Annotated in this window: 27 protein-coding genes; 19 read left to right on the top strand and 8 right to left on the bottom strand. The window is 64.2% G+C overall.

Going from position 1 to position 24141, the window contains the following annotated elements:
* Nucleotides 1-24: 24 nt before the first annotated feature.
* From IFU00_11460 to IFU00_11420, 9 genes are all read left to right on the top strand, one after another.
* On the top strand, nt 25-483 hold the full coding sequence (locus IFU00_11460) for a prepilin-type N-terminal cleavage/methylation domain-containing protein (GenBank protein MBD8542901.1): 459 nt from the start codon (nt 25-27) through the stop codon (nt 481-483).
* Nucleotides 484-723: 240 nt separating this feature from the next.
* Nucleotides 724-1653 carry an agglutinin biogenesis protein MshI gene (locus IFU00_11455; protein ID MBD8542900.1) on the top strand — a complete coding sequence of 310 codons (930 nt, stop codon included), beginning with the start codon at nt 724-726 and terminating at the stop codon, nt 1651-1653.
* Nucleotides 1650-2309, top strand: coding sequence for a hypothetical protein (locus tag IFU00_11450; protein MBD8542899.1), 660 nt, complete (start codon nt 1650-1652; stop codon nt 2307-2309). Before IFU00_11455 ends, IFU00_11450 begins: the two co-directional genes overlap by 4 nt.
* 8 nt (nt 2310-2317) lie before the next feature.
* Nucleotides 2318-3010: a hypothetical protein gene (locus tag IFU00_11445; GenBank protein ID MBD8542898.1), complete on the top strand. Its 693-nt coding sequence runs from the start codon at nt 2318-2320 to the stop codon at nt 3008-3010.
* A complete protein-coding gene (locus IFU00_11440; protein ID MBD8542897.1) occupies nt 2995-3357 on the top strand; it encodes a hypothetical protein in 363 nt (120 codons plus the stop codon). Before IFU00_11445 ends, IFU00_11440 begins: the two co-directional genes overlap by 16 nt.
* Nucleotides 3358-3396: 39 nt before the next feature.
* Nucleotides 3397-5214 carry a pilus (MSHA type) biogenesis protein MshL gene (gene mshL / locus IFU00_11435; protein MBD8542896.1) on the top strand — a complete coding sequence of 606 codons (1818 nt, stop codon included), beginning with the start codon at nt 3397-3399 and terminating at the stop codon, nt 5212-5214.
* A complete protein-coding gene (locus IFU00_11430; GenBank protein ID MBD8542895.1) occupies nt 5214-6104 on the top strand; it encodes an AAA family ATPase in 891 nt (296 codons plus the stop codon). The genes mshL and IFU00_11430 overlap by 1 nt, the downstream gene beginning before the upstream one ends.
* Complete coding sequence (locus tag IFU00_11425; GenBank protein MBD8542894.1) at nt 6101-7147, top strand: tetratricopeptide repeat protein; 1047 nt, start codon at nt 6101-6103, stop codon at nt 7145-7147. The genes IFU00_11430 and IFU00_11425 overlap by 4 nt, the downstream gene beginning before the upstream one ends.
* Before the next feature lie 108 nt (nt 7148-7255).
* A complete protein-coding gene (locus IFU00_11420; GenBank protein MBD8542893.1) occupies nt 7256-8587 on the top strand; it encodes an HlyC/CorC family transporter in 1332 nt (443 codons plus the stop codon).
* Between the two features lie 30 nt (nt 8588-8617).
* Here the strand turns inward: IFU00_11420 and IFU00_11415 are convergent, their stop codons facing one another.
* Together IFU00_11415 and IFU00_11410 are read right to left on the bottom strand one after the other, a co-directional pair.
* Nucleotides 8618-9775: a pyridoxal phosphate-dependent aminotransferase gene (locus tag IFU00_11415; GenBank protein ID MBD8542892.1), complete on the bottom strand. Its 1158-nt coding sequence runs from the start codon at nt 9773-9775 to the stop codon at nt 8618-8620.
* Between the two features lie 36 nt (nt 9776-9811).
* On the bottom strand, nt 9812-10279 hold the full coding sequence (locus IFU00_11410; protein MBD8542891.1) for a putative toxin-antitoxin system toxin component, PIN family: 468 nt from the start codon (nt 10277-10279) through the stop codon (nt 9812-9814).
* A gap of 36 nt (nt 10280-10315) precedes the next feature.
* On the opposite strand from IFU00_11410, the gene yaaA reads away from it, so the two are divergent.
* Entirely contained in the window at nt 10316-11086 is a 771-nt protein-coding gene (gene yaaA, locus IFU00_11405; GenBank protein MBD8542890.1) for a peroxide stress protein YaaA, read from the top strand.
* Between the two features lie 55 nt (nt 11087-11141).
* Here the strand turns inward: yaaA and IFU00_11400 are convergent, their stop codons facing one another.
* A complete protein-coding gene (locus tag IFU00_11400; GenBank protein ID MBD8542889.1) occupies nt 11142-11981 on the bottom strand; it encodes an outer membrane protein assembly factor BamD in 840 nt (279 codons plus the stop codon).
* Between the two features lie 65 nt (nt 11982-12046).
* Between IFU00_11400 and IFU00_11395 the strand changes: the two genes are divergently transcribed.
* Together IFU00_11395 and pgeF are read left to right on the top strand one after the other, a co-directional pair.
* Entirely contained in the window at nt 12047-13144 is a 1098-nt protein-coding gene (locus tag IFU00_11395; GenBank protein MBD8542888.1) for an RluA family pseudouridine synthase, read from the top strand.
* A complete protein-coding gene (gene pgeF / locus IFU00_11390) occupies nt 13141-13926 on the top strand; it encodes a peptidoglycan editing factor PgeF (GenBank protein MBD8542887.1) in 786 nt (261 codons plus the stop codon). Before IFU00_11395 ends, pgeF begins: the two co-directional genes overlap by 4 nt.
* A 24-nt stretch (nt 13927-13950) precedes the next feature.
* On the opposite strand, the gene IFU00_11385 is transcribed toward pgeF, so the two are convergent.
* Nucleotides 13951-14196 carry a hypothetical protein gene (locus IFU00_11385; GenBank protein ID MBD8542886.1) on the bottom strand — a complete coding sequence of 82 codons (246 nt, stop codon included), beginning with the start codon at nt 14194-14196 and terminating at the stop codon, nt 13951-13953.
* Between the two features lie 61 nt (nt 14197-14257).
* Between IFU00_11385 and phaC the strand changes: the two genes are divergently transcribed.
* The 4 genes from phaC to IFU00_11365 all read left to right on the top strand — a co-directional run bounded on the left by phaC (nt 14258) and on the right by IFU00_11365 (nt 19498).
* Nucleotides 14258-16018, top strand: a complete 1761-nt coding sequence (phaC, locus tag IFU00_11380; GenBank protein MBD8542885.1) for a class I poly(R)-hydroxyalkanoic acid synthase — start codon at nt 14258-14260, stop codon at nt 16016-16018.
* A 204-nt stretch (nt 16019-16222) separates the two neighbouring features.
* Nucleotides 16223-16789, top strand: a complete 567-nt coding sequence (gene phaR / locus IFU00_11375) for a polyhydroxyalkanoate synthesis repressor PhaR (protein ID MBD8542884.1) — start codon at nt 16223-16225, stop codon at nt 16787-16789.
* 174 nt (nt 16790-16963) lie between these two features.
* A complete protein-coding gene (gene rimO / locus IFU00_11370) occupies nt 16964-18325 on the top strand; it encodes a 30S ribosomal protein S12 methylthiotransferase RimO (protein ID MBD8542883.1) in 1362 nt (453 codons plus the stop codon).
* A gap of 12 nt (nt 18326-18337) precedes the next feature.
* The gene (locus IFU00_11365) at nt 18338-19498 is read left to right on the top strand and encodes a cystathionine beta-lyase (protein MBD8542882.1); all 1161 of its coding nucleotides are present in this window, start codon (nt 18338-18340) and stop codon (nt 19496-19498) included.
* Between the two features lie 31 nt (nt 19499-19529).
* Here the strand turns inward: IFU00_11365 and IFU00_11360 are convergent, their stop codons facing one another.
* Together IFU00_11360 and trxC are read right to left on the bottom strand one after the other, a co-directional pair.
* Nucleotides 19530-19892: a hypothetical protein gene (locus tag IFU00_11360; protein ID MBD8542881.1), complete on the bottom strand. Its 363-nt coding sequence runs from the start codon at nt 19890-19892 to the stop codon at nt 19530-19532.
* A 73-nt stretch (nt 19893-19965) separates the two neighbouring features.
* A complete protein-coding gene (gene trxC, locus IFU00_11355; protein ID MBD8542880.1) occupies nt 19966-20403 on the bottom strand; it encodes a thioredoxin TrxC in 438 nt (145 codons plus the stop codon).
* Between the two features lie 143 nt (nt 20404-20546).
* On the opposite strand from trxC, the gene IFU00_11350 reads away from it, so the two are divergent.
* The 3 genes from IFU00_11350 (at nt 20547) to IFU00_11340 (ending at nt 22413) form a co-directional block, all read left to right on the top strand.
* Nucleotides 20547-21353, top strand: coding sequence for a DUF72 domain-containing protein (locus tag IFU00_11350; protein ID MBD8542879.1), 807 nt, complete (start codon nt 20547-20549; stop codon nt 21351-21353).
* A 65-nt stretch (nt 21354-21418) separates the two neighbouring features.
* Nucleotides 21419-21799 (top strand): hypothetical protein, encoded by a 381-nt coding sequence (locus IFU00_11345; GenBank protein MBD8542878.1) that lies wholly within the window; start codon nt 21419-21421, stop codon nt 21797-21799.
* Nucleotides 21800-21837: 38 nt separating this feature from the next.
* Nucleotides 21838-22413, top strand: a complete 576-nt coding sequence (locus tag IFU00_11340) for a DUF1349 domain-containing protein (GenBank protein MBD8542877.1) — start codon at nt 21838-21840, stop codon at nt 22411-22413.
* A gap of 329 nt (nt 22414-22742) precedes the next feature.
* Here the strand turns inward: IFU00_11340 and IFU00_11335 are convergent, their stop codons facing one another.
* Nucleotides 22743-23189, bottom strand: a complete 447-nt coding sequence (locus IFU00_11335) for a hypothetical protein (protein MBD8542876.1) — start codon at nt 23187-23189, stop codon at nt 22743-22745.
* A 107-nt stretch (nt 23190-23296) separates the two neighbouring features.
* A complete protein-coding gene (gene serB / locus IFU00_11330; GenBank protein ID MBD8542875.1) occupies nt 23297-24139 on the bottom strand; it encodes a phosphoserine phosphatase SerB in 843 nt (280 codons plus the stop codon).
* Nucleotides 24140-24141: the final 2 nt, after the last annotated feature.

Genomic DNA, 24141 nt, shown 5'->3' with positions numbered 1-24141 from the left:
CTTTCAATCATACGGAGAGTAGCGATGAACAAAGGTTTCAACAAAGGCGCGCAAGGCGGTTTCACCCTGATCGAACTGATCGTCGTGATCGTCATCCTGGGCATTCTGGCAGCAACGGCGCTGCCGAAATTCGCCAGCCTGAGCGGCGATGCCCGTGCAGCGTCGCTGCAGGGCGCCCGCGGTGCCCTGAGCGCAGCGTCGTCGATGTTGCGTGGCAAATTCCTGATTACCAATGCCACCGACATCGTTGTCGAAGGCGAGACCATCAAGATGGTCAATGGCTACCCAAGCGTGGCCACCATTGGCGCGGCAGCGGGTCTGAGCGACAAGGACTACAAGCCGGCAATCAATGGTCAGACCGTCACGTTCACGCCGTTGAACATGCCGGCAGCCCTGGATAACACCTGCAACGTGCGCTACACCGAAGCGACCGCCGCTGTCCCGGCACCGGTCATCCAGGTGATCAGCACCAAGTGCGAATGATCCTTGTGAGCTGATCGAGAAAGCGCTGCTGCGGCAGCGCTTTTTTTATGGCGCAGCCCTCGTCAGCGCTGGATGGCACCAGGCGTGGAAAGCGGGAGCGGCGAAATCGGTGGCTTGCTAGCCACACGCCGGAAATAACTTCACTTACCGTGCGTCTTTTTGTAATTGCCCTCAATCACTCTTGTCTATAATCAAGAAATTGTCGGTAACGACCCATAGTGCGACCAGATTGCGGCCTGCATGCGTTTGTTTAAGAAATCCAAGAAAAAAATTGGCTGGCTGAGTTTTGCCATCGCTGGCGACAATGTGTTCGTTGCGAGCGTGGCGAAGACGCCTGGCGCCCAGGCGACTGTGCTCGCCGTCCAGGCGGCCACCGGTGTATCGCGCGATACGATCGACAAGCTGGCAGGCGACGCGCAGGCAGCGGGGCGCCATTGCACCACGCTGCTCACCGGCGGCGACTACCAGATCCTCAACGTCGAAGCGCCCAGCGTGCCGCGCGAAGAAATGAAAACGGCGATGCGCTGGCGCCTGAAAGACGTCCTCGACTTTCCCGCCGCCGAAGCGACCATCGACGTGCTCGACATTGCGCTGGACGCCAACTCGCGCGCGCAGCAATCGGTGTTCGTCATCGCGGCGAAAAACAGCATCATTGCGCCGCGCCAGAAACTGTTCCTGGATGCCAAGGTCGAACTGGCCGCCATCGATATCCCGGAAATGGCCCAGCGCAATGTGTCGGCCATGCTCGAGCCGGAAGGCCGTGGCATCGCCATGCTGTCGTTTGGCGTTGATGGCAGTCTGCTGACGGTGTCGTACCGCGGCGAGCTGTACCTGTCGCGCCGCTTCGATGTCACGCTGGCGCAATTGCTCGAACCGGACCACGACCGCAAGCATGCGAGCTTCGACAAGATCACGCTCGAGCTGCAGCGCTCGCTCGACCATTTCGAGCGCCAGTATTCGTTCATCAGCATCGCCAAGCTCATTCTTGGCCCATCGGCCGTGACGGGGCTCGACGAATACCTGTCCAGCAATCTGTACACGCCGGTAGAAACGCTGAACCTGGCCACCCTGTTCGACCTGTCACGCACGCCCGAGCTGGCCGACCTGGCCCAGCAGCAACGCTTCTTCCTGGCCATCGGCGCCGCGCTGCGGGACGGGGAGGGCGCATGACCCAGCAAATCAATCTGTTCAATCCGGCGTTCCAGCCGCAAAAGCACGTGCTGTCGGCAGCGCAGCTGGCGCTGGCCGCCGGCGTGATCGTCGTCGGCATCGCCGGCCTGGCGCTCATGGGGAGCATGCGGACGGCCGAACTGCAGCGGCAGGCGGATGCCGGTGCGGTGCAGCTCGACAAGCGGCAAGCACGCCTGGCCTCGGTCAACACCGAATTCGTGCCGCGCGCGAAAGACGCGACGATGGCGGACCAGCTCCTTGGCGCCGACCGCAAGCTGGCCGCCATGCGCCATGTATCGGGCGCTCTGGCACGGGGCGAACTGGGTGACACGAACGGCTTCGGCGGCTACTTCAAGGCGCTCGCGCGCCAGAGCATGCCGGGTCTGTGGCTGACCGGCGTGACAGTCGACGCGGGCGGCGCCCAGATCGGCATCCGCGGCCGTGCCATGGACCCGGCCATGGTGCCTGGCTACCTGAATCGCCTGACGAGCGAGCCCCTGATGCAGGGCAAGTCGTTCGCCAGCCTGCAAATCGGCGAAGCGGCGGCGCTGCCAGTGCCAGCAGCCGTGCCCGGTGCGGACGGCCAGCCCGTCACCCGCGCCGCACCGTATGTCGAATTCAGCCTGCAGTCGGTCGCCGAGGAGCCACGGCCATGAGCGCGTCGATCAAGCAGCGCGTGCTCCAACTTGCGGCTCGGATCGACGCCCTGTCGCTGCGCGAGCGCGGCATGGTGTTCGGCGCCACCATCGCCGTGCTGGCATTTGCCGGGCACACGTTCGTGCTGGCGCCGCAGGACGCAAAACAGGCAGCGCTGCGCACGCAGATCGAGCAGCAGCAGGCCGCGAGTGCCGCCATCGATGGCGAGATCACGGCGCGTGTGGAGGGTTCCCGGATCGACCCCGACGCCCAGGCACGCACGCGCCTGAACACGATGCAGCAAGAGATGGGGCAACTGGGCAGCGAGCTGCTGGCGCTCGAACACGGCCTGGTGCCGCCCGAGCGCATGGGACCACTGGTCGAAAGCATTCTGCGCGCCAACGGCCGCCTCAAGCTCGTCTCGATGCGGACGTTGCCGGCCGAACCGCTGGCCGCACCGGGCGCTACTACCGCCCCGGCTGCCGCAGCAGACGCTGCGCCTGCAGCGGGGGGCGACGTGCCGTTGCTGTACCGGCACGGCGTCGAAGTCACGGTGCGCGGCAACTACCTCGACATGGTCGACTACATGAGCACACTCGACGCGATGCCGACGCGGATGTTCTGGGGCCGCGCCCAGCTCGACGTCGAAACCTATCCAACCGCGCGCCTGACGCTCACGCTGCATACGCTCAGCCTGGACCGACAATGGATGAAGCTGTGAAGAACCTGACCAAGACCGTGCTGACCTGCCTCGCGCTGTGCCAGCTGCCTGCCGTCGCGCAGCCGTTGCAGGACCCGACCCGCCCGCCGGCCGGCATGGACCGGATCGCGCTCGATCCGGCCGTGCAGCGCGACGTCCCGCGCCTGCAATCAGTGCTGATCGCGCCGCATGCGGGCGGGCGCCACGTCGCCGTCATCGACGGCGAGACGCTGCGCCTGGGCGAGTTTTACAAGGGCGCGCGGATCACGAGTATCAAGCCTGGCGAGGTCATCCTCATGCGCGGCAACGCGCGCCAGGTGCTGCGCATGGATGCACCGCTGTCCGGCATGACGCCGGTTGCCCGCTAACCGATGAAGTACCCACCCACCATGACACCCAAGTTTGTAATGGCGCCGCGCGCGCTGGCCGTGGCGCTTGCCGTCACCGTGCTCCTCGGCGGCTGCCAGAGCGCGCCACAGAACGCCACCTATGACGCGATCACGAAAGAGCTGACCAAAGCCAGCACCCAGCAGGGCGCCCGCCCTGCGGTGGACGATGCGGTGGCCAATGCGCTGCTGCCACCGGCAGCGACGCTCGCCAGCCAGTTGCCCAAGGCGCGCCCGGCGCTGGAAGAGCGCTTCAACGTCGCCTTCAACAACGTCCCGGCGCAGCAGTTCTTCCGCTCGATCGTGGCCGGCACCCGCTACAACATGCTGGTGCACCCGGACGTGACAGGCAATATCAGCGCCAACCTGAAGGACGTGACGCTGGTCGAAACGCTGGAAGCGGTGCGCGACATGTACGGCTACGACTACAAGATCGACGGCGCCCGCATCGCGATCCGCCCGCTGACGATGCAGACCCGGATGTTCCATGTGAACTACCTGACGGCGCAGCGCAGCGGCACGTCCAACCTGCGCGTGTCGTCCACGTCGGTAGCCGACGCCGGCAATGGCAACAACAATAACAATGGTGGCGGCAACAACGGCAGCCAGAACAACGGCAACAACAACGGCAATAACGGCAACAACAACGGTAACAACGGCAACAACAACGGTAACAACGGCAACGGCCAGACCCAGACCAACAGCACCGATGTGCGCACGCGCTCGGACAACGATTTCTGGGGCGACCTGAAGCTGTCGATTGCCGCCATCGTCGGCTCGACCGAAGGCGGTCGCAGTGTCGTCGTCAGCCCGCAATCGGGCGTGCTCGTGATCCGCGCGATGCCGGACGAATTGCGCAACGTCGACGCCTACCTGAAGGCCACCCAGCTGTCGGTCGACCGCCAGGTCATCCTGGAAGCCAAGATCCTCGAGGTCGAACTCAACGACAGCTTCCAGAGCGGCATCAACTGGGCCTCGTTCGCATCGTTCCGCGGCTCGCACCCGAACCGCGTTTCCGGTGGCCTGATCTCGCCCGGCGCCAACCTGGCGCCACTGCCGTACACGGGCGGCCAGCCGCCTGTCATCAACAGCGGCCAGGGCCTCGCGGCCAGCACCGGCTTCTCGCTGTCGAATGCTGCCACGGCGGCCGGTTCGTTGTTCGGCTTCGCCTTCCAGACGAATAACTTCGCGGCGCTGATCACGTTCCTCGAGTCGCAGGGCAGCGTGCACGTGCTGTCGAGTCCCCGCATTGCGGCGGTCAACAACCAGAAGGCCGTGCTCAAGATCGGCACCGATGAATTCTTCGTCACCGGCGTGACCAACAACATCACGACCGGCGACAACGGCAGCATCGTCAGCCCGAGCGTGACGGTGCAGCCGTTCTTCTCCGGCGTCGTGCTCGACGTGACACCGCAGATCGACGCCAACGGCAACATCCTGCTCCACGTGCACCCGTCGGTCAGCCAGGTGACCACCGTCAACAAGGATGTCGACCTGGGCTCGGGCGGCACGCTGCGCTTGCCGCTGGCGGCATCGAGCACGTCGGAACTCGACAGCATCGTGCGCGGCCGCAACGGGCAGGTGGTTGCCATCGGTGGCTTGATGCGCCAGGCATCCACCGGCGACACCGACCAGCTGCCGGGCGCGGACAAGATCCCGCTGCTCGGTAACCTGTTCCGCAACAAGAACCGGACCAACCAGAAGCGCGAGCTGGTCGTGCTGATCAAGCCGACCATCGTCGAAGGCGCCAGCGACTGGAGCGAAGACATGATGGACGCGAGCCGCCGCATCGAGCAGCTCGATCCACGCAGCCGTGCTTCCGGCTGGGGCGTTGACTGATGTACGCGGCGCACTTTGGCCTGCGCGAGCTGCCGTTCGGGATCACGCCGGACACCAGCTTTTTCTTCGGCAGCCCGCGCTCGCAGGAAGCGCTCAACACGCTCCTGGTGGCGGCGCGCAGCGGCGAAGGCTTCATCAAGATCACGGGTGAAGTCGGCACCGGCAAGACACTGTTGTGCCGCAAGTTCATGGCGACGCTGGGGGAAGGGTTCGTCACGGCCTACATCCCGAACCCGTATCTCGAACCGCGCACCTTGATGCTGGCGCTGGCCGACGAACTGGAGATCGTGCTCGAGCGTGATGTCGACCAGCACCAGCTGCTCAAGGCAATCAACCTGCGCCTGCTGCAACTGGCCGCGCAGGACCTGCGCGTCGTGCTGTGCCTGGACGAAGCGCAGGCGATTCCCGTCGACAGCCTGGAAGCCCTGCGGCTGCTGACCAACCTGGAAACGGAAAAGCGCAAGCTGCTGCAGATCGTCCTGTTCGGGCAGCCCGAACTCAATCGCAAGCTGCAACTGGACTCGATCCGCCAGCTGGCACAGCGCATCACGTTCCACTACCACCTGGGACCATTGAATCGCGACGACATCGATTTCTACGTGGCGCACCGGCTGCGCGTGGCCGGTTTCACCGGCGCGCGGCTGTTTTCCAGCGCCGCGATCCGCAGCCTGTACAGGGCCAGCGGGGGCGTGCCGCGCCTGGTCAACATCATGGCGCACAAGGCGATGATGCTCAGTTACGGCCAGGGTAAGCAGCAGGTCGCGGGAGGCCATGTTGCCATCGCCGCGCGTGACACGGTGGGCGTGGGGCGCGCGATCCGCCAGTGGCTGACGGGCGGCGCGATCATCATGGGCGCCCTCGGCGTGTTTGCCTGGGTGGTGGCGCCATGAGCCTGATTAACAAGATGCTCAAGGACCTCGACGCGCGCGCCGGCCAGCCTGGCGCGGCGCCGCTGCCGGCCGACGTGCGGCCCGTGGCTGCACCGGAGCGGCGCGGACCGGCGCTGCGTGCGGCGCTGGTCGGTGGCGCGCTGCTGGCGGTCGGCGCAGGTGTCGCCGGCTGGAAGACGATGCAGACGGCGCCTGCGCCGACACCGGCGCCTGCCGTGCTGGCCGCTGCGCCAGTCCCGGCACGCACGGCGGTGGTGGTGGACATGCCGGCGGCAGCGCCGGTGCAGGTGGTCGATGTGGCGCCAGCTGCGCCGGTGCCGGCACCGGAACCAGAGCCGGCACCGGAACCAGCACCGGCACCGGCAGCCAGGCGTGCCGCGCCGGTCGCTGCGGCACCAACCGCCAGGCCCGCGCCACGCACGGTCTCCGTGGTGCAGAATGCACCGGCTGCGCCGGCAGCCGGTCGCACCGACACGCCATCGCAACGGGCCGAAAACGCCTACCGGCGCGCGCTCGCTGTGCTCGAAGACGGCCGCGTGACCGAGGCGATCGCCACGCTGCAGGCGGGCCTGCAGATCGATCCGCGCCACGAAGCAGCGCGCCAGACGCTGGTCGGCCTGCTGATCGAGGCTGGCCGTCCGGACGATGCGATGCGCCAGTTGCAGGCCGCGCTCGCGCTCGACGCGCGCCAGCCGGCGCTGGCGATGCTGCTGGCACGCCTGCAGCTCGAACGGGGCGGGCCGGCCATCGATACCCTGATGCGCACGCTGCCCTATGCGGCGGGCAATGGCGAGTACCACGCATTCCTGGCCGGTGTGCTGCAGCGCGAAGGTCGTGTCCATGAAGCGGCCGACCATTACCAGGCCGCGCTCAAGCGCTCGCCCGGCAATGGCGTCTGGTGGATGGGCCTGGGCATCGCGCTGCAGGCCGACAAGCGCGACGCCGAAAGCCGCGCTGCCTTCACGCAGGCCCAGGCCAGCGGGACGCTGTCGCCTGAACTGCAGGCCTTCGTCGAGCGTCGGCTGGGCCAACTCGGTCGTTGAGGCCGCCGTCGGGGAGGGCGGGCATGGTAAAGTGTCATGCCTGCGCAGGTACCCCTGCGCAGCTCCCCGGTCAACGAGCGTGACCCAATAACAGTACCCCGGGTGTCCATGAACTTGTTCGAACATTTGGCCTTGCTGGCCGTGCTGGTGCTTGCGGCGGGCTTCCTGTCGCTCACCGAGATCTCGCTGGCAGGCGCCCGCAAAATCAAACTCAAATTGCTGGCCGAGGCGGGCGACGACCGTGCCCGCAAGGTCATGGCACTGCAGGCGCATTCGGCCGACTTCTTCGCCGCCTCGCAGCTCGGCCTGAACGCCATTGCGATCCTCGGCGGTATTCTGGGCGAAGGGGCGCTGCGCCCGTTCTTCCTCGAGTGGCTGTCCGTGGTCTACACGGGCCCGGGGCGCGAGAACATCGCCTTCACGCTGTCGTTCGTGTTCGTCACCACGCTGTTCGTGCTGTTCTCGGACCTGATGCCCAAACGCCTGGCCCTGATCTCGCCCGAGACGACGGCGATGGCGGTGATCCGCCCGGTGCTGTTCGTCATCCGCCTGTTCAAACCGTTCTCGTGGACGCTGAACGTGATCGCCAACGGCTTGTTCAAGCTCTTCGGCATCAACATGACGCGCGAAGACCGCATCACGTTCGATGAAATTTCGGCCGTGGTCGAAGCGGGCGCGCAGGCCGGCGTGCTGCAAAAGCAGGAGCAGCACTTCATCGAGAACGTGTTCGAACTCGAGTCGCGCGCCGTGACGTCGACGATGACGACGCGAGAAAACATCGTGTTCTTCGACCTGACCGAGCCCGAAGAAAGCGTGCGCCAGAAGATCGCTGCGCATTCGTTGTCGAAATTCCCTGTCTGCGATGGCGTGATCGACCGCGTGGTCGGCTATGTCGACACCCGCGACATCCTGGTGCGCCTCTTGAACAACCAGTCGCACTTCCACCTGAGCGAATCGACGATCCGTACGGTCTTGATCATCCCCGACAGCCTGACGCTGTCCGAGCTGCTGGACCGCTTCCGCTCCAGCAAGGAGACCTTCGCGGTCGTGATCAACGAGTATGCGTTCGTCGTCGGCGTGATCACGCTGTCGGACATCATGGTGACGGTGATGGGGCGCTGGGGCAGCCCGCTGGAAGCGGACCAGCAAACGATGCAGCGCGAAGACGGCTCGTGGCTGATCGACGGCAGCACGCCGGTGGCCGAGATGAAGCGCGTGATCGACCTGCAGTCGCTGCCCGAAGAAGAGCGCTACGAAACGGCAGCCGGCTTCATGATGTTCATGCTGCGCAAGGTGCCCAAGCAGACCGACAGCGTCGAGTACGAAGGCATGCGTTTCGAGGTACTCGACGTCGACCATCACCGCATCGACCAGATACTGGTCAAGCGCCTCGACCCGGGGCAGAAGGCGCTCGGGGCGGCGACGCCTGCCGCCCACTAGGTATCGGCGAAACTGCGCTTACGACTGCGCCTACAACCGTGCGAGACGCTCCAGCGCAAGCTGCAGCGTCTCGTCTTTTTTCGCGAAGCAGAAACGCACCACGTGCGATTCCTTCGGCTGGCTGTAGAACGCCGAAACAGGAATGGCGGCGACCTTGATCTCGCGCGTGAGCCATTCGGCAAACTCCGCTTCACTCAGGCTCGAGATCGCGTCGTAGCGCACGCACTGGAAGTAGGTGCCGTCCGATGGCAGCAGCGTGAAGCGCGACGCCGCCAGCCCCTCGCGGAACAGGTCGCGCTTGGCCTGGTAGAACGCCGGCAGGTCGCGCCACGGCGCCGGGTCCTGCAGGTAGGCGGCAATCGCGTGCTGCATCGGCGCGTTGACGCAAAAGACGTTGTACTGGTGGACCTTGCGAAACTCGATCATCAACGCAGCCGGTGCGGCCACGTAACCGATCTTCCAGCCGGTCACGTGGAACGTCTTGCCGAAGCTCGAGACGACGAATGCGCGTTCGGCCAGCGCCGGGTGGCGCGCCACCGATGCATGCGGCTCGCCGTCGAACACCATGTGTTCATACACTTCGTCCGACAGCACCAGGATCTGCGTGTCCTGCACGATCGCCACTAGGGCCTCGAGATCGGCCTGGCGCAGGATCGTGCCGGTCGGGTTGTGCGGCGTGTTGATGACGACCATGCGTGTGCGCGGCGTGACCGCTGCCCGCACGTCGTTCCATTCAACGCGGTAGCCATCGGCGTCCAGCCGCATCGTCACCGGCACCACGACGCCACCTGCCAGCGCAATGGCCGGCGCATAGCAATCGTAGGCCGGCTCGATGACGATCACCTCGTCGCCCGGGTGCACGACGGCCAGGATCGCCGACTGGATCGCCTGGCTGGCGCCGGCGGTGACGGTGATCTCGCTGTTGGCGTCGTAGCGCTGGCCGTAGGTGGTTTCGATCTTGGCCGCAATCGCCTGGCGCAGTGCCGGCAGGCCGGTCATTGGCGGGTACTGGTTATGCCCGGCGCGCATCGCGTCGGTCACCAGGTCGACCAGCGCCGGGTCGCACGCGAAATCGGGGAAACCCTGGCCCAGGTTGACGGCGCCATGGTCGATGGCCAGTTGCGACATGCGGGTGAACACGGTGGTGCCGACGTGCGGCAGGCGGGAGACCAGCGGTGGAAGGCTCATGAATGCATCCTGATCGAAAGCAAATGGGATAAAACCTTATTCTAGCGTGCCTTCTGCCCTGGCCTGGCGCCACGTGGCGACCCACACCTCGGGCAGCATGATGCGAAACAGGCCCGCCTGCGTCGTCTTGCGTCCCAGCTTGAGCAGCGCCTTGTCCTTGCTGATCAGGATCGACGCGCCGGCGTCGCGTGCGAGCTCCATAAATTTCTGGTCGTCGCGGTCGGTACACACGGGCAGGCGGATCGCTTTCGAATCGACGTCAACGAGGCGCAGCAGCGCGTCGAAGCGGGCGGCGGCGGCCAGGCGGCTGTCGTCGTCCAGCGGCAGGTGCTGGTAGTGCAGCACGGCCAGGTATTCGGCGCGGCAGTCGGCGCGTGTGATGGCGTCGATCTCCTTCGATTCGATGGCGGCAAGCAGGTCGGCCCAGCGCGGATCGTGGAACACGAACAGGTCGAGCAGCACATTGGTGTCGATGACGATGGTTGGGGCTGGAGCGGTTATCATGTCGGTTGTTTATTTATGGAAAAGTTTCGTACGGCCATGCTGATTGTCCTGTCTCCCGCCAAGTCCCTCGATCTCGAATCGCCCCTGACCACGCCGCACCAGTCCACCCCCGACTTCATTGCCCACGCGGGCGAACTGATCGAAGTCCTGCGCGGCCATTCGCCCGCCTCGATCAGCGAACTGATGGACCTGTCCGACGCGCTGTCGATGCTCAACGTCGGGCGCTACGCCCACTGGGATGCCGATCATGGACAAGCGCGGCCGGCGATCATGTCGTTCAATGGCGACGTGTACACCGGCTTCGATGCGCGCACGTTGAACACGGAGGCGCTGACGTTTGCCCAGCGCCATGTGCGCATCCTGTCGGGCCTGTACGGCGTACTGCGCCCGCTCGACCAGATGCATCCGTATCGCCTGGAAATGGGTACCCGGCTGGCCACCCCGCGCGGCAAGGACCTGTATGCGTTCTGGGGCGAGACGATCACCACCGCCCTGAATCAGCAACTGGCCGTAAACGGCTCGACGGCGCTGGTGAATCTGGCCTCGACCGAGTACTTCAAGTCGGTCAAGCCCAGGCTGCTGGCCGCGCCCGTCATCGAGCCCGTGTTCCAGGACTGGAAAAATGGCAACTACAAGATCATCTCGTTCTACGCCAAGCGCGCGCGCGGGATGATGGCGCGCTATGCCACCGAGAACGGCATCACCGATCCGGAGGGGCTCAAGGACTTCGATGTCGACGGCTATGCCTTCGAGCCGGCGGCTTCAAGCGAGCGCGCGTGGGTGTTCCGGCGCCGCATCGCAGTGTAGAGCAGACACGACAAAGGCGCCGCGTGGCGCCTTTGTTCTTTGACGGACCCGGCGCTTACTGCACCGCATCCTTCGGCGCCGCCTTGGCACCACCTTTGGACCAGAACTTCCACCACGGCGCATCGCCGCGTGCGTTCGGGTTCAGGAAGTAGCTGTCCGGATAGTTCAGCGCGAACACACGCTGCGTATCGTCGCGCAGCAGCGGCATGCCGAGCTTGTCGTACGCGCGGATCATGATGAACAGCGCTTCTTCACGCGCCGGAGCGTCGGTGTAGTTGGTCACCGCATCCTGGGCACGATTGAGCGCCGCCAGGTACGAGCCGCGGCGGTAGTAATAATTCGCCACGTGCACTTCGTACTGGGCCATCGCATTGATCAAGTAGCTCATGCGCTCGGTTGCGTCGGCCGCGTACTTGCTGTTCGGGTACTTGTCGACCAGCGCCTTGAACGCCGCGAACGCTTCACGCGTTGCACGCGGATCGCGCTCGGTCGGGTCCTGCGAGTACACGAAGCTGAAGAACCCGAGCTGATCGTTGAAATTGATCAGGCCACGCAGGTAGTACATGTAGTCGACCTGGGGGTGGTTCGGGTGCAGCTTGATGAAGCGCTCGACCGCCGCCAGCGCTTGCGCCTGGTCAGCCGACTTGTAGTGGGCGTACGCCACTTCCATTTGCGCTTGTGTTGCGTACACGCCGAATGGGAAGTTGGTTTCGAGCCGCTGGAACAACGGGATTGCGGCTTCGTAGTGCCCACCTGCCATCTCTTCGCGCGCCTCAGCGTATAATTTCTCCGCCGACCAGTTTTTGGACTCGTCCTTGGCCTTAGGCAGCATACTGCATGCCGACAGACCGACGAGGGCGCAAGTAGCGACCAACACAGACAATTTTTTTTGCATAGCTTTTTGCAAGAAATGTTTTACCTAGATTCAACGAACGGCTGATTATAGCCGATGGGACTCACGTGATATTAACTCCTGCGCCGAATCCGGCGGATTTACCGATTGACCCTGATTTTGACGATGAACTGGAGATCGGGTTCGTCCCGTTGCCAGGCACCGATCTGTCGCCCATTACCCTGGCGCTGCAAGAGGAACACTGCGGCCAGCGCCTCGACAAGGTAGTGGCCGGCCTCGTGCCGCAGTTCTCGCGCAGCCGCCTGCAGCAATGGTTTGAAAGCGGCCACATCACGGTTGACGGTAAACCGGCCCGGGGCAAGGACACGGCCTATGGCGATGAAGCCATTGTCGTCGTGCCACAAGCTGCGCCTGAAGACACGGCGTTCGCGCCGGAAGCGATGGATCTCACCATCGTGTACGAAGACGACGACATCATGGTCGTCAACAAGCCGGCGGGCCTCGTCGTGCACCCGGGTTCGGGCAACTGGACCGGCACGCTGCTCAACGGCTTGCTGCACCACTGCCCGCAACTGGTCGGCGTGCCGCGCGCCGGCATCGTCCACCGTCTCGACAAGGATACCAGTGGCCTGATGGTCGTCGGTAAAACGCTCGCCGCGCAAACCGACCTCGTGCGCCAGTTGCAGGCACGCACCGTCAAGCGCGAATACTTCGCGCTGGTGTGGGGCACGCCGCGCCTGTCGGGCACGATCGACAGCCCGATGGGGCGCGATGCCAAAGACCGCGTCAAGATGGCGGTCTCGAGCAGCCCGTTCGCCAAGCCGGCGATCACCCATTACGAGCGTGTCATTTCGGGCGAGCTCGATCGGCGTCCCGTCACGCTGGTGCGCTGCCGCCTGGAAACAGGTCGCACCCACCAGATTCGCGTGCACATGCAGTCGCTGGGCTTTTCGCTCGTCGGCGACGCGGTGTATGGCAAGCGGCACCTGACGCCCGTGTTCCCGCGCCAGGCGCTGCAGGCGCGCCGCCTGGGTCTCGTGCATCCGGCCACCGGTGAGCAATGCGAATGGACCGTGCCGCTGGCCGACGATTTCGCCGAGCTGATCGCGCGTGCGGGCATCGAAGAGCCGGAACTGGGTGAGTTCGGCACGGCGATCGATGATGCCGCCGACGACGACAACGGCGTCGTCACCTACCGCGCATGAGCACGCTGGACCGGTCAGCGCTGGTCTGGCCCGATTGGCCTGACTTGCCGGCAACCGTCGGCGCGCTGGCGACCAGCCGCGATGGCGGCGTCTCCGTCGGTCCGTACGATGACGGCAAGGGCGGTGGGGGCCTGAATCTGGGCCTTCACGTGAACGACGCGCCTGAGGCGGTCGCCGCCAACCGCGCCTTGCTGCAAGACTGGCTGCCGGGCCGCCCGGCCTGGATCGCCCAGGTGCATGGCGCCGACGTCGTTGACGCCGGCACCGTGGGTCCAGGCCAGCCCGTGCGCACGGGCGACGCCAGCATCGCAACGATGCCTGGCGTCGTCTGCGGCATCATGACTGCCGATTGCCTGCCCGTGCTGTTTGCCGACTTGGATGGCAAGGTGGTGGGCGCAGCGCACGCTGGCTGGCGCGGGTTGGCTGGTGGCGTGCTGGGCGCCACCGTGCGCGCGATGCGTGCGGCCGGCGCGGGCGAGATCACAGCGTGGATGGGGCCGGCGATCGGTCCCGCCGCGTTCGAGGTTGGCGACGACGTAGTGGCGGCATTTGCCGCGACGCTGCCGGGCGACGCAACACGTGCCTGTTTCTCTGCCTACCCGGGTCGCCCCGGTAAATACCTCGCTGACATGTTCACGCTCGCACGTTTGATGCTGGCGCGTGACGGTGTCGAACGCGTGCATGGTGGCGGGCTGTGTACGGCCAGTGCGCCGGAGCGCTTTTATTCCTATCGCCGCGATGGCGTGACCGGCCGCCAGGCTAGCCTCATTTGGCTCAAATAGATCCGGCGCGCGATGCGGTACGGCTCAGTCGCCATCACCGCCGCCGTCATCCATGTCGTCCGAAGGCGATTCACGCCGCGTACCAACGTTACGCCGTGACTGCGGCGTTTGCCTGCCTACGCGGCGGCGTCTCGCGCCAGTGATATAAAAAAGTATGGATAATGGCAGTGCGCAATAAAACACGAAGGTCATGATGCCGCCCACGACGGTCGGCTCAGTTGCTGCCATGAGCACCACGACATAGATCCAGGCAATGGCAACAATCCACATGCTGTAGTTCCCGGTTGTCGTACTTGGTTGAAGAGACGCAATTCTAACAACGGATGCCCACATGAACATGCCTGATCCACAAGCGCTTGCCGCCGCCTGGTTGTCCCAATGGTCCGATCCTGCCGCCTGGCAGCCCTGGATGACGATGATGTCCACCATGCCGGCCATGCCGACGATGCCCGCGCCGGGCGGCACCAGTCCGCTGGCCGGCTTCCTCAAGGATGCCGGCGCCGGCATCGACACGGCCCGCATGGAAGCGATCCGTGACGATTATCTCAAGAAAGCAACGCAGCTGTGGCAAGACGTCATGTTGGGCAAGACGCCCGAACTGAGCGACCGGCGCTTCGCTGCAGCCGAATGGCGCAATAATCCGCTGTCGGCGTTCTCGGCCGCTTCGTACCTGCTGAACGCCGAATGCATGATGGCCATGGCCGATGCGATCGAGGTTGGCCCGCGCGAGCGCCAGAAGCTGCGCTTCTCGGTCCAGCAAATGATCGACGCGATGTCGCCGGCCAACTTCCTGGCCACGAATCCGGAAGCGCAGCAGCAGATGATCGAGACCCAGGGCGAAAGCCTGACCAAAGGCCTGACCAATATGCTGACCGACATGCAGAAGGGCCGCATTTCGCAATCGGACGAAACAGCCTTCGAAGTGGGCCGCAATGTTGGCAACACGGCTGGTCAGGTCGTGTTTGAAAACGACTTGTTCCAGCTGATCCAGTACACGCCAACCACGGCGAACGTGCACAGCGTGCCGCTGGTCATGATCCCGCCGTGCATCAACAAGTTCTACATCCTCGACCTGCAGCCCGAAAATTCACTGGTGCGCTACGTGGTGGAGCAGGGCCATACCGTGTTCATGGTGTCCTGGCGTAATCCGGACCGCAGCCAGTCGCACCTGCGCTGGGACGATTACGTCGAAGACGGCGCGATCCGCGCGCTTGACGTTGTCGCCGAGATCACCGGGCAAGAAAAAGCGCACGTGTTCGGCTTCTGTGTCGGCGGCACCATCGCCGCCATGGCGCTGGCCGTGCTGGCCGCACGCGGCCGCCAGCCGGCCGCCAGCCTGTCGCTGCTGACCACGCTGCTGGATTTTTCGGACGCCGGCGTGCTCGAGGTGTTCATCGACGAAACCCAGGTGGCGCTGCGCGAGCAGAAGCTCGCTGCCGGCGGCCTGATGCCGGGCCGCGACCTGGCGACGACCTTCTCGTCGCTGCGCCCGAACGATCTGGTCTGGAACTATGTCCAGCAAAACTATCTGAAGGGCAAGGAACCGCCGGCATTCGATCTGCTGTACTGGAACGCCGACAGCACCAATTTGCCAGGGCCGATGTTCTGCTGGTACTTGCGCAATATGTACCTGGAGAACAAGCTCAAGCACCCGGGCGCGCTGACGGTGTGCGGCGTGCCGGTCAACCTGGGCGCCATCGACGCGCCGGTGTTCGTCTACGGCTCGAAGGAAGACCATATCGTGCCATGGACGGCGGCATTCGCCTCGATGCAGTTGCTCAACCCCGGCAATCCGAAGGCGAACCGCTTCGTACTGGGTGCATCGGGCCATATCGCCGGTGTCATCAACCCGGCCTCGAAAAACAAGCGCAGTTACTGGGCCAACGACAAGGGCGGCAAGTCGCGGCCAAAGACGGATGGCGCGTGGTTCGAGAGTGCTGCAGAGCACAAAGGCAGTTGGTGGCCAGAGTGGGCAAAATTTCTGGCGGAGAACGGCGGCGCGCAAATGCCGGCCCCAGGCGTCGCTGGCAGCAGCGACTATCCACCGTCCGAGCCTGCGCCGGGGCGCTATGTGCAGGTCAGGGGCGACTGACCGTCAGCGGCGCGTATTGACATAAAAGCCATACTTGTGATGCATCTGGTAATTGCTGCAACCGCCACAATTGCATGGTAAGGTGTCTGTTATCCCCCACGGTCGATCCGGCCGTGGGTCGGGTGGAGACGGGCCGGCCACGCTGGCCAGAATAATCATAAGTGCGCGGCTTACGAAGCGGCGCCGCAAACCATGGAACCAGAGATGAGCAGTGTGAAGAAGAGTGCAGAACGCCTGATCAAGAAATACCCGAACCGTCGTCTGTACGACACGCAGACCAGTTCCTACATCACGCTGTCGGACGTCAAGCAATTGGTGCTCGACGCTGACGATTTCACGGTGGTCGATGCCAAGAGCAGCGAAGACCTGACGCGCGCGATCCTGCTCCAGATCATTCTCGAAGAAGAAGCCAACGGCGTGCCGATGTTTTCGAGCTCGGTGCTCTCGCAAATCATCCGCTACTACGGCCACGCGATGCAGGGCATGATGGGCTCGTACCTGGAGAAGAACGTCCAGGCCTTCACCGACATCCAGCACAAATTCACCAGCAACGCCGCCGGCGCCATCGAGGGCAAGCCATTCAGCCCCGAGATGTGGACCCAGTTCATGAACGTCCAAGGTCCGATGATGCAGGGCATGATGAACAACTACATCGACCAGAGCAAGAACCTGTTCATCCAGATGCAGGAACAGATGCAGAGCCAGAGCAAGGCGATGTTCGGTGTGTTTCCATTCCCGGGCATGACGCCCCCGCCGACCGACAAGAAATAAACCACCTGGTATTGCGGCAGCAGGGTCTCACCTTCGAGGCCCGGTTCAGGTACAATCGCGGATTGCCCAAACACTTTTCCGCTGCCCATGACTGAACTTCGTCGTAGTCCTTCCGCCAACTCTAGCAGCCTGGCTGCCGCAGCCAAGGCGCCTGGCGTCATCATTCCGGCGCCCATGCCCGGCGTGATCGCGCCGAAGGTCGGCTTTGTCTCGCTTGGCTGCCCGAAAGCGCTGGTCGATTCCGAGCAGATCCTGACCCAGTTACGCGCCGAAGGCTACCAGACCGCCAACTCGTACGACGGTGCGGATCTCGTGATCGTCAATACCTGTGGCTTCATCGACGCTGCCGTGCAGGAGTCGCTCGACGCCATCGGCGAAGCGCTGGCCGAAAACGGCAAGGTGATCGTCACCGGCTGCCTGGGCGCCAAGAAGGATGCTGCCGGCGACGACATCATCACCAAGGTGCACCCGAAGGTGCTGGCCGTGACCGGCCCGCATGCACTGGCCGAGGTGATGGACTCGGTCCACCTGCACCTGCCGAAACCGCACGATCCGTTCATCGACCTGGTGCCGGACCACGGCGTGAAACTCACGCCGAAGCACTATGCCTACCTGAAGATTTCCGAAGGCTGCAACCACCGCTGCAGCTTCTGCATCATCCCGTCGATGCGCGGCGATCTGGTCTCGCGCCGCATCGACGAAGTGCTGGTCGAAGCCGAGAACCTGTTCAAGTCGGGCGTCAAGGAACTGCTCGTGATCTCGCAGGACACCAGTGCCTACGGCGTGGACGTCAAGTTCCGCACCGGCTTCTGGAATGGCCGCCCGATCAAGACGCACATGACGCAGCTGGTCGAAGCGCTGGGCCAGCTCGCGCGCCAGTACGACGCCTGGGTGCGCCTGCACTACGTCTATCCGTACCCGCACGTCGACCATGCGATCCCGTTCATGGGCGATGGCCACGTGCTGCCGTACCTCGACATCCCGATGCAGCACGCGCACCCGGATGTCCTGAAGCGCATGAAGCGCCCGGCCAGCGGCGAGCGCAACCTCGAGCGCATCCTGAAATGGCGTTCGATGAATCCGGACCTGACGATCCGTTCGACCTTCATCGCCGGCTTCCCGGGCGAGACCGAGGCCGAATTCGAGTACCTGCTCGACTTCCTGAAAGAAGCGCAGATCGACCGTCTGGGTTGCTTTGCCTATTCGCCGGTCGAAGGCGCGACCGCGAACCTGCTCGACAATCCGGTGCCGGAAGAAGTGCGTGAAGAGCGCCGCGCGCGCGTCATGCTGCTGCAAGAAGAGATCTCGGCCAAGCGCCTGCAGGCCAAGGTCGGCAAGACGCTGCGCGTGCTGATCGACGAAGTGGGCGCCCGCGAAGCGATCGGCCGTTCGAGCGCCGATGCGCCCGAGATCGATGGCGTCGTGCACATCAAGCGGCCACTCGTGCCGGGCAAGAGCAAACTGGTCGTCGGCCAGTTCGCCGATGTCGTCATCACAAAGGCCGATGCGCACGATTTGTGGGCCAATCCAGTCTAAGCGGCTGAGCTCATGAGCGCCAAGTCGATCCAGACCACGCTGGTGCATAGCGACTATGTCGCACCGGCGGGGTTCGATGCTTTCCCGCCGGCCACGCACCGCGCGTCGACCGTGCTGTTTGCGAACACGGCGGCGATGCGCGCGAGTCAGTGGAAAGACAAGAGCGCCTATACCTACGGCTTGCACGGCACGCCGACCACGTTCACGCTCGAAGGCAAGCTGGCCGAGATCGAGGGCGGCAATCACTGCCTGCTCACGCCGTCGGGCCTGGCCGCCATCGCGATGGTCGACTTTGCGCTGCTCAAAAGCGGCGACGATGTGCTGTTGCCCGAGAACGTCTACAACCCGAACCGTGAACTGGGCCGCTGGCTCAGCGCCGATTTCGGCGTCACCGCGCGCTACTACGATCCGATGATCGGCGCCGGCATCGCCGCGCTGATCCAGCCGAACACCAAGCTGCTGTGGGCCGAAGCGCCAGGCTCGGTGTCGATGGAAGTGCCGGATCTGCCGGCGCTGTGCCATGCGGCGCACGCGCGGGGCGTGCTGGTGGCGCTTGATAACACGTGGTCGGCAGGTCTGGCGCTGCGCGGGTTCGATCTTGGCGCCGACATCGTCATGCATGCGCTGACCAAGTACCAGTCGGGCGGCGCCGACCTGTTGATGGGCGCCGTGATCACGCGCGACCGGGCGCTCAACGACCGGCTGGCGCTGGCGCACATGCGCCTGGGCCTGGGCGTGAGCCCCGACGATGCGTATCTGGTGCAGCGCGGCTTGCCGACGATGAAGATGCGCTTCGAGCGGCACGACGCCAGCGCACGCGAGCTGGCCGCCTGGTTCAAGGGGCGGCCCGAGATCGCAAAGGTGCTGCATCCGGCATTCGAGGATTGCCCGGGCCATGCGTTCTGGCAGCGCGATTTCACGGGCGCGGGTGGTTTGTTCTCGGTGGTATTCGACGCACGCTTCGACGAGGCGCAGGTCGATCGCATGGTCGATGCGCTGACGCTGTTCGGCATCGGCTACAGCTGGGGCGGACCCAACAGCCTCGTGATGCCATATCGGATCAGCAGCTTGCGGGATCAGTGGGATGGCGGGGTACTGGTGCGCTTCAATGTGGGGCTGGAAGACCCGGCCGACCTGATCGCCGATCTGGCCCAGGCTTTTGACGCGTTATGACATGAAAAATGGGGCCACTGGCCCCATTTTTTTACACCGGCATCGCACGGTTGTTGTTCAAGTCAATGAAGCCGCGGATCAGGCGATACGCTTTCCAGATCCACGCCACGGGCCACACCACCCACGCGGCAGGGATGCCGATAATGGTGGCGAACAGCACCGCGCCAACCGCCATCCAGACCACGTACCACCAGAACGAGCGGATCATCCACGTGTGGTGGGTGTAGACCATGGTGCCGGCTGTGTCCGGGCGCTTCACGTAGTTGACGATCACCGGCACGATCGACAGCATGCCGAGCGAAAAGAAGAACGTCAGCGCGTGGATCACATACAGGATGCGCGCCCAGTGCTTGTTGTCTTCGACGCCTCGTTCCAGAATCAGTTCTTGCGACATACCGTCTCCTCGTGCGGGGACATCCCCCTTTGTTGCCATTGTAGCAGCACCACCTGCGGTCGCTGGCGCCGCCTTACCCGGTGTGCTGGCGCACCCATGCAGTCAGGCGCACCGCATCCATCGCGCCGGACTGGCGCGCGATCTCGCGGCCACCTTTGAACAGCGCCAGTGTCGGGATGCTGCGGATCGCGAAGCGCGCCGACAGATCCTGTGCACGCTCGGTGTCCACTTTCAGCAGGCGCACGGCCGGCTCGAGTTGCCCGGCCGCCTGGGCATACGCCGGCGCCATCATCTTGCACGGGCCGCACCATTCGGCCCAGAAGTCCACCAGCACGGGAATATCGTTGCGGCCGATATGACGCTCGAAGCGCGCGCTGTCGACGTCCAGCGGACGTCCCGTGAACAGGGGCTGCGCGCATTTGCCGCAGGTTGGCGCGTCCTGCAGGCGCGACTGCGGCATGCGGTTGACGGCGTCGCAGTGGGGGCAAACGATGTGGGTTGGTTCGGTCATGCTGGCGTCCTCCGGTCGATATGATGCCGTTATTGTAAGCGGGGCCCGGCCTTGACGTCGCCCGGACGTTGCCAGCGCTGCCATGCGCCGCTTGCCGCCTTCGCTCGCTAGAATGATTGCAATAATATAAATGAGACGATCGTATGCCTGAGCAGAATACGCCCGGCAACCTGCTGGTCGGCTGCGCTGGCTGGAGCCTTGGGAGCAAGGACTTCGCCGCGTTTCCGGCAGAGGGCAGCCACCTTGAGCGCTATGCCGCCGTGTTTCCGGCGGTGGAAATCAATTCGTCGTTCTACCGGCCGCACAAACCCGAGACGTATGCGCGCTGGGCCGCCAGCGTGCCCGAGCACTTCCGCTTCGCTGTCAAGGTGCCGCGCGCGATCACGCATGACGCCCGTCTGCGGGATGTCGATGCATTGCTCGACCGGTTCCAGGGCGAAGTCGGCATGCTGGGCGACAAGCTCGGCTGCCTGCTGGTCCAGCTGCCGCCACGCTTTGGCTTTGATGACGTGCTGGCACATGCGTTCTTCGGGCAAGTGCGTGAGCGTTTCGGGTGCAGCATTGCGTTCGAAGCGCGGCACGCGAGCTGGTTTTCGGAGGCTGCCACGGCGACGCTGCGCGAGTGCGGGGTAGTGCGCGTCATCGCAGATCCTGCCGCCGGCCAGCCAGGGGAGCACGAGCCGACAAGCGACGCCCACGTCTACGTGCGCCTGCACGGCGCGCCGCGCATCTATTATTCGGCCTATCCGGGCGACGAGATCGCCCGCTGGCGTCACCGTCTCGATCGCGATGTCGCGGCGGGACGCACGGTGTGGTGTATCTTCGACAATACAGCCGAGGGCGCGGCCGTGCCCAATGCGCTCGAACTGATGGGGCACGAAGTGGGTCCGTCGGGTGACCGGGGCAGGGTAGAATCAGCGAATCCAAACGTCACCGCGCTATCCGAGTGAACTCATCCACCGCCGTCCAGTCAGAGCCGGGCACGATTGCAGGCCCGCAGCCTGCTGCCGTGCCTATGCGGGTCGAGTGCCCGCCAGGCGCCTGCGTCTGCGACCGGGCGCGCGTGCTGGCCGACCCGCATCTGGATCAGCGACCGCTGACGATCACGCGCCAGCAAGAACTCAAGCTGATCGAGCGGATCGAACGCGTCGACAGTCTGGCTGATCTGCAGCACGTGCAGGGGCTGATCCACAAGAACATCGGCGCAACGCTGCACATCGCACCGGGGCCAAACGAAGTGCGCAGCGTGCGCGGCATCGTGATCGTGCTCGAAGACCGCCCTGGTCTGTGCAAGAAGGTGCGGCAATCCGTGCCGGCCGCAGTGCGGCGCTGCCTGACCACGCGGCCCGAGATTGCCTGGGCCATCCTTGATGCGCACGATCTATTTGGCAGTTAATCGCTGATCGCAGCGAGACAGTACGAAAGAGAGATGACATGTTCGACGAATGCACCTGGCTTCACACGCCACCCGAATGCCGGATCGACCACGACACGTTAAAGGTCATCACCAGCGAGAACACGGACTTCTGGCGCATCACCCAATACGATTTCATTCATGATAACGGCCACTTCTTTGGCAGGCCCGTCGATCATGCATTTACCGCCCAACTACATGTGCGCGCGGACTTCCAGTCCTTGTACGACCAGGCCGGCTTGATGGTGAGAATCGACGAGACCCGCTGGATCAAGATCGGTGTGGAGTACTCGGATGATCAGCTAATGCTCAGCACCGTGCTGACCGATGAAAAGTCAGACTGGGCGGTGATGCCTGCACCGTCCATCAGCGACGGCTTCTGGATCCGTGTGACGGTTAGTGCCGGCACTGTCAGGGCACAGTATTCGGTCGATGGGATCGTGTGGCCAATGCTACGCCTGGCACCGTTTCCCGTCGCGGATCGTTACGTCGTCGGCCCCATGTGCTGCACGCCGCAACGTGGTGGCCTGGAGGTACTGTTCAGCAAGTTCTCGGTACAACCGGCACTGCAAAAAGAGTTGCACGATCTGTCCTAAGCGCAGCGCCGTGCCACAGCCGGGGTCAGGTCTGACATTCGGACACGACCTCAGCCTTAGGCCAGTCCAAGGCAGAGCCGGGGTCAGGTCTGACATTCGGACACGACCTCAGCCTTGGGCTAATCGACCGGCGTCATGACAAGTATCAGCATAGCCCGTTGCCAGCTGGTTCCGCTTACCTCATTGTCGAGATCGTGTCCGAATGTCAGACCTGACCCCCGCTTTTCTGCATGACCCCCGCTTTTCTGCAGAGATCGTGTCCGAATGTCAGACCTGACCCCCGCTTTTCTGCATGAAAAAAAACCGGCATCGGCCGGCTTTGTTGGGGATTACCTGCGGTATGGGAAATGCGATCCGATATGGCCGCCCCAGCCCCGGCCGCGGTGGCCGCGCCAGCTGCTGCGGCCGAAGTCGAAACCCAGTCCGATCGAGATCGGCGGATACCAGTAGTTTGGCTGCTCGACATACACCGGCTGTGGCACGTACACCGGCTGTTGCTGGATATACACTGGTTGCTGCTGGACATACACCGGTTGCTGCGGCGTGTAGTAAGGCGTCGAATAGCTCGTCGCAGGCACAGGCGTCGAGGTGACGGTGCTGCCTCCCGACGATGCCACGCGCGCACCGGTACCGATTGGCACGGGTGTCACGGACACGACACGCCACTGGCTCGGATCTCCCGGTTGGGCGTAGCCTTGATTGCTGTAGTAGGGGCCTGGCGCGGCGCAACCGGCCAGCGCGCCCAGAGACACGATAATGATGGCAAGATTTTTCATGGCGCTCCTCCTGATCAAGCCATCATACGAGCTCGCGCACAAGGCGGCGCACGGTTTTACACGCTGTTACAGCGTGCAAACAACCGCTACACATGCTTGGCTGCGCATCAAGCCAGGATCGTCAGCAACCCGTCCAGCCCGGAAAAATTCAACGCCACATCGGCCTGCGTGCGCACGACCGGCTTGGCGCGAAACGCCACTGACAGCCCGGCAATGCCCATCATGCTGAGGTCGTTGGCGCCGTCTCCCATCACGACTGCCTGCGACGGCGAGATACCCAGTTCAGCACACACGCGCTCGACGGTACGTTTCTTTTCTTCCGCATCGACGATCCCGCCGACGACGCGGCCGGTCAGCTTGCCATCCGCTATCTCGAGCACGTTCGCGTGTGTGTAGTCCAGCCCCAGGCGCGCGCCGAGACGCTCGGTGAAGAACGTGAACCCACCCGACACCAGCAGCGTCTTGATGCCGGCCGCCTGCACGGCTTTGAGCATTGTTTCGCCACCCGGCGAGATGCGCAGGCGCTCGTCGTACACCCGCTGCAGCGCGCCCGCGTCCAGCCCCGCCAGCAAGGCCACGCGGCGCCTGAGGCTTTCCGAGAAATCGAGCTCGCCCCGCATCGCTGCCTCGGTGATCTCGGACACTTGCGGCTTGAGGCCCTGCATGTCGGCGATTTCGTCGATGCACTCGATCGTGATCAGCGTCGAATCCATGTCCATCGCCACCAGACGCACGTCGGCCAGCGAGCGGCCAGCGGCGATGAAGGTGGCGTCCACGCCCGCCTCGAACGCAGCAGCGTCGACACGGGCTTTCAGGTCGGCGTCGAACGCTACACCTTCACAGCGCAACGCATGCGCACCCAGGCCCGTGGTGCGCTGCGGATTGGCCAGTTGCGCCAGGCGTGCCAGTGTGGCGGGATCGGCCTGCGGGCCTTGCAGCACCAGATTCATCG

The sequence above is a fragment of the Oxalobacteraceae sp. CFBP 8761 genome (assembly GCA_014841595.1).
Taxonomy (GTDB): Bacteria; Pseudomonadota; Gammaproteobacteria; order Burkholderiales; family Burkholderiaceae_D; genus Telluria.
Note: the sequence above shows the minus strand (reverse complement) of the source record. Positions and strands in the feature narration are given on the sequence as shown.

Coding starts and splice junctions, on each gene's coding strand:
- IFU00_11460 (MBD8542901.1), top strand. CDS start 25: ATGAACAAAGGTTTCAACAAAGGCGCGCAAGGCGGTTTCACCCTGATC.
- IFU00_11455 (MBD8542900.1), top strand. CDS start 724: ATGCGTTTGTTTAAGAAATCCAAGAAAAAAATTGGCTGGCTGAGTTTT.
- IFU00_11450 (MBD8542899.1), top strand. CDS start 1,650: ATGACCCAGCAAATCAATCTGTTCAATCCGGCGTTCCAGCCGCAAAAG.
- IFU00_11440 (MBD8542897.1), top strand. CDS start 2,995: ATGGATGAAGCTGTGAAGAACCTGACCAAGACCGTGCTGACCTGCCTC.
- mshL (MBD8542896.1), top strand. CDS start 3,397: ATGGCGCCGCGCGCGCTGGCCGTGGCGCTTGCCGTCACCGTGCTCCTC.
- IFU00_11430 (MBD8542895.1), top strand. CDS start 5,214: ATGTACGCGGCGCACTTTGGCCTGCGCGAGCTGCCGTTCGGGATCACG.
- IFU00_11425 (MBD8542894.1), top strand. CDS start 6,101: ATGAGCCTGATTAACAAGATGCTCAAGGACCTCGACGCGCGCGCCGGC.
- IFU00_11420 (MBD8542893.1), top strand. CDS start 7,256: ATGAACTTGTTCGAACATTTGGCCTTGCTGGCCGTGCTGGTGCTTGCG.
- IFU00_11415 (MBD8542892.1), bottom strand. CDS start 9,775: ATGAGCCTTCCACCGCTGGTCTCCCGCCTGCCGCACGTCGGCACCACC.
- IFU00_11410 (MBD8542891.1), bottom strand. CDS start 10,279: ATGATAACCGCTCCAGCCCCAACCATCGTCATCGACACCAATGTGCTG.
- yaaA (MBD8542890.1), top strand. CDS start 10,316: ATGCTGATTGTCCTGTCTCCCGCCAAGTCCCTCGATCTCGAATCGCCC.
- IFU00_11400 (MBD8542889.1), bottom strand. CDS start 11,981: ATGCAAAAAAAATTGTCTGTGTTGGTCGCTACTTGCGCCCTCGTCGGT.
- pgeF (MBD8542887.1), top strand. CDS start 13,141: ATGAGCACGCTGGACCGGTCAGCGCTGGTCTGGCCCGATTGGCCTGAC.
- IFU00_11385 (MBD8542886.1), bottom strand. CDS start 14,196: ATGTGGATTGTTGCCATTGCCTGGATCTATGTCGTGGTGCTCATGGCA.
- phaC (MBD8542885.1), top strand. CDS start 14,258: ATGAACATGCCTGATCCACAAGCGCTTGCCGCCGCCTGGTTGTCCCAA.
- phaR (MBD8542884.1), top strand. CDS start 16,223: ATGAGCAGTGTGAAGAAGAGTGCAGAACGCCTGATCAAGAAATACCCG.
- rimO (MBD8542883.1), top strand. CDS start 16,964: ATGCCCGGCGTGATCGCGCCGAAGGTCGGCTTTGTCTCGCTTGGCTGC.
- IFU00_11365 (MBD8542882.1), top strand. CDS start 18,338: ATGAGCGCCAAGTCGATCCAGACCACGCTGGTGCATAGCGACTATGTC.
- IFU00_11360 (MBD8542881.1), bottom strand. CDS start 19,892: ATGTCGCAAGAACTGATTCTGGAACGAGGCGTCGAAGACAACAAGCAC.
- trxC (MBD8542880.1), bottom strand. CDS start 20,403: ATGACCGAACCAACCCACATCGTTTGCCCCCACTGCGACGCCGTCAAC.
- IFU00_11350 (MBD8542879.1), top strand. CDS start 20,547: ATGCCTGAGCAGAATACGCCCGGCAACCTGCTGGTCGGCTGCGCTGGC.
- IFU00_11345 (MBD8542878.1), top strand. CDS start 21,419: ATGCGGGTCGAGTGCCCGCCAGGCGCCTGCGTCTGCGACCGGGCGCGC.
- IFU00_11340 (MBD8542877.1), top strand. CDS start 21,838: ATGTTCGACGAATGCACCTGGCTTCACACGCCACCCGAATGCCGGATC.
- IFU00_11335 (MBD8542876.1), bottom strand. CDS start 23,189: ATGAAAAATCTTGCCATCATTATCGTGTCTCTGGGCGCGCTGGCCGGT.
- serB (MBD8542875.1), bottom strand. CDS start 24,139: ATGAATCTGGTGCTGCAAGGCCCGCAGGCCGATCCCGCCACACTGGCA.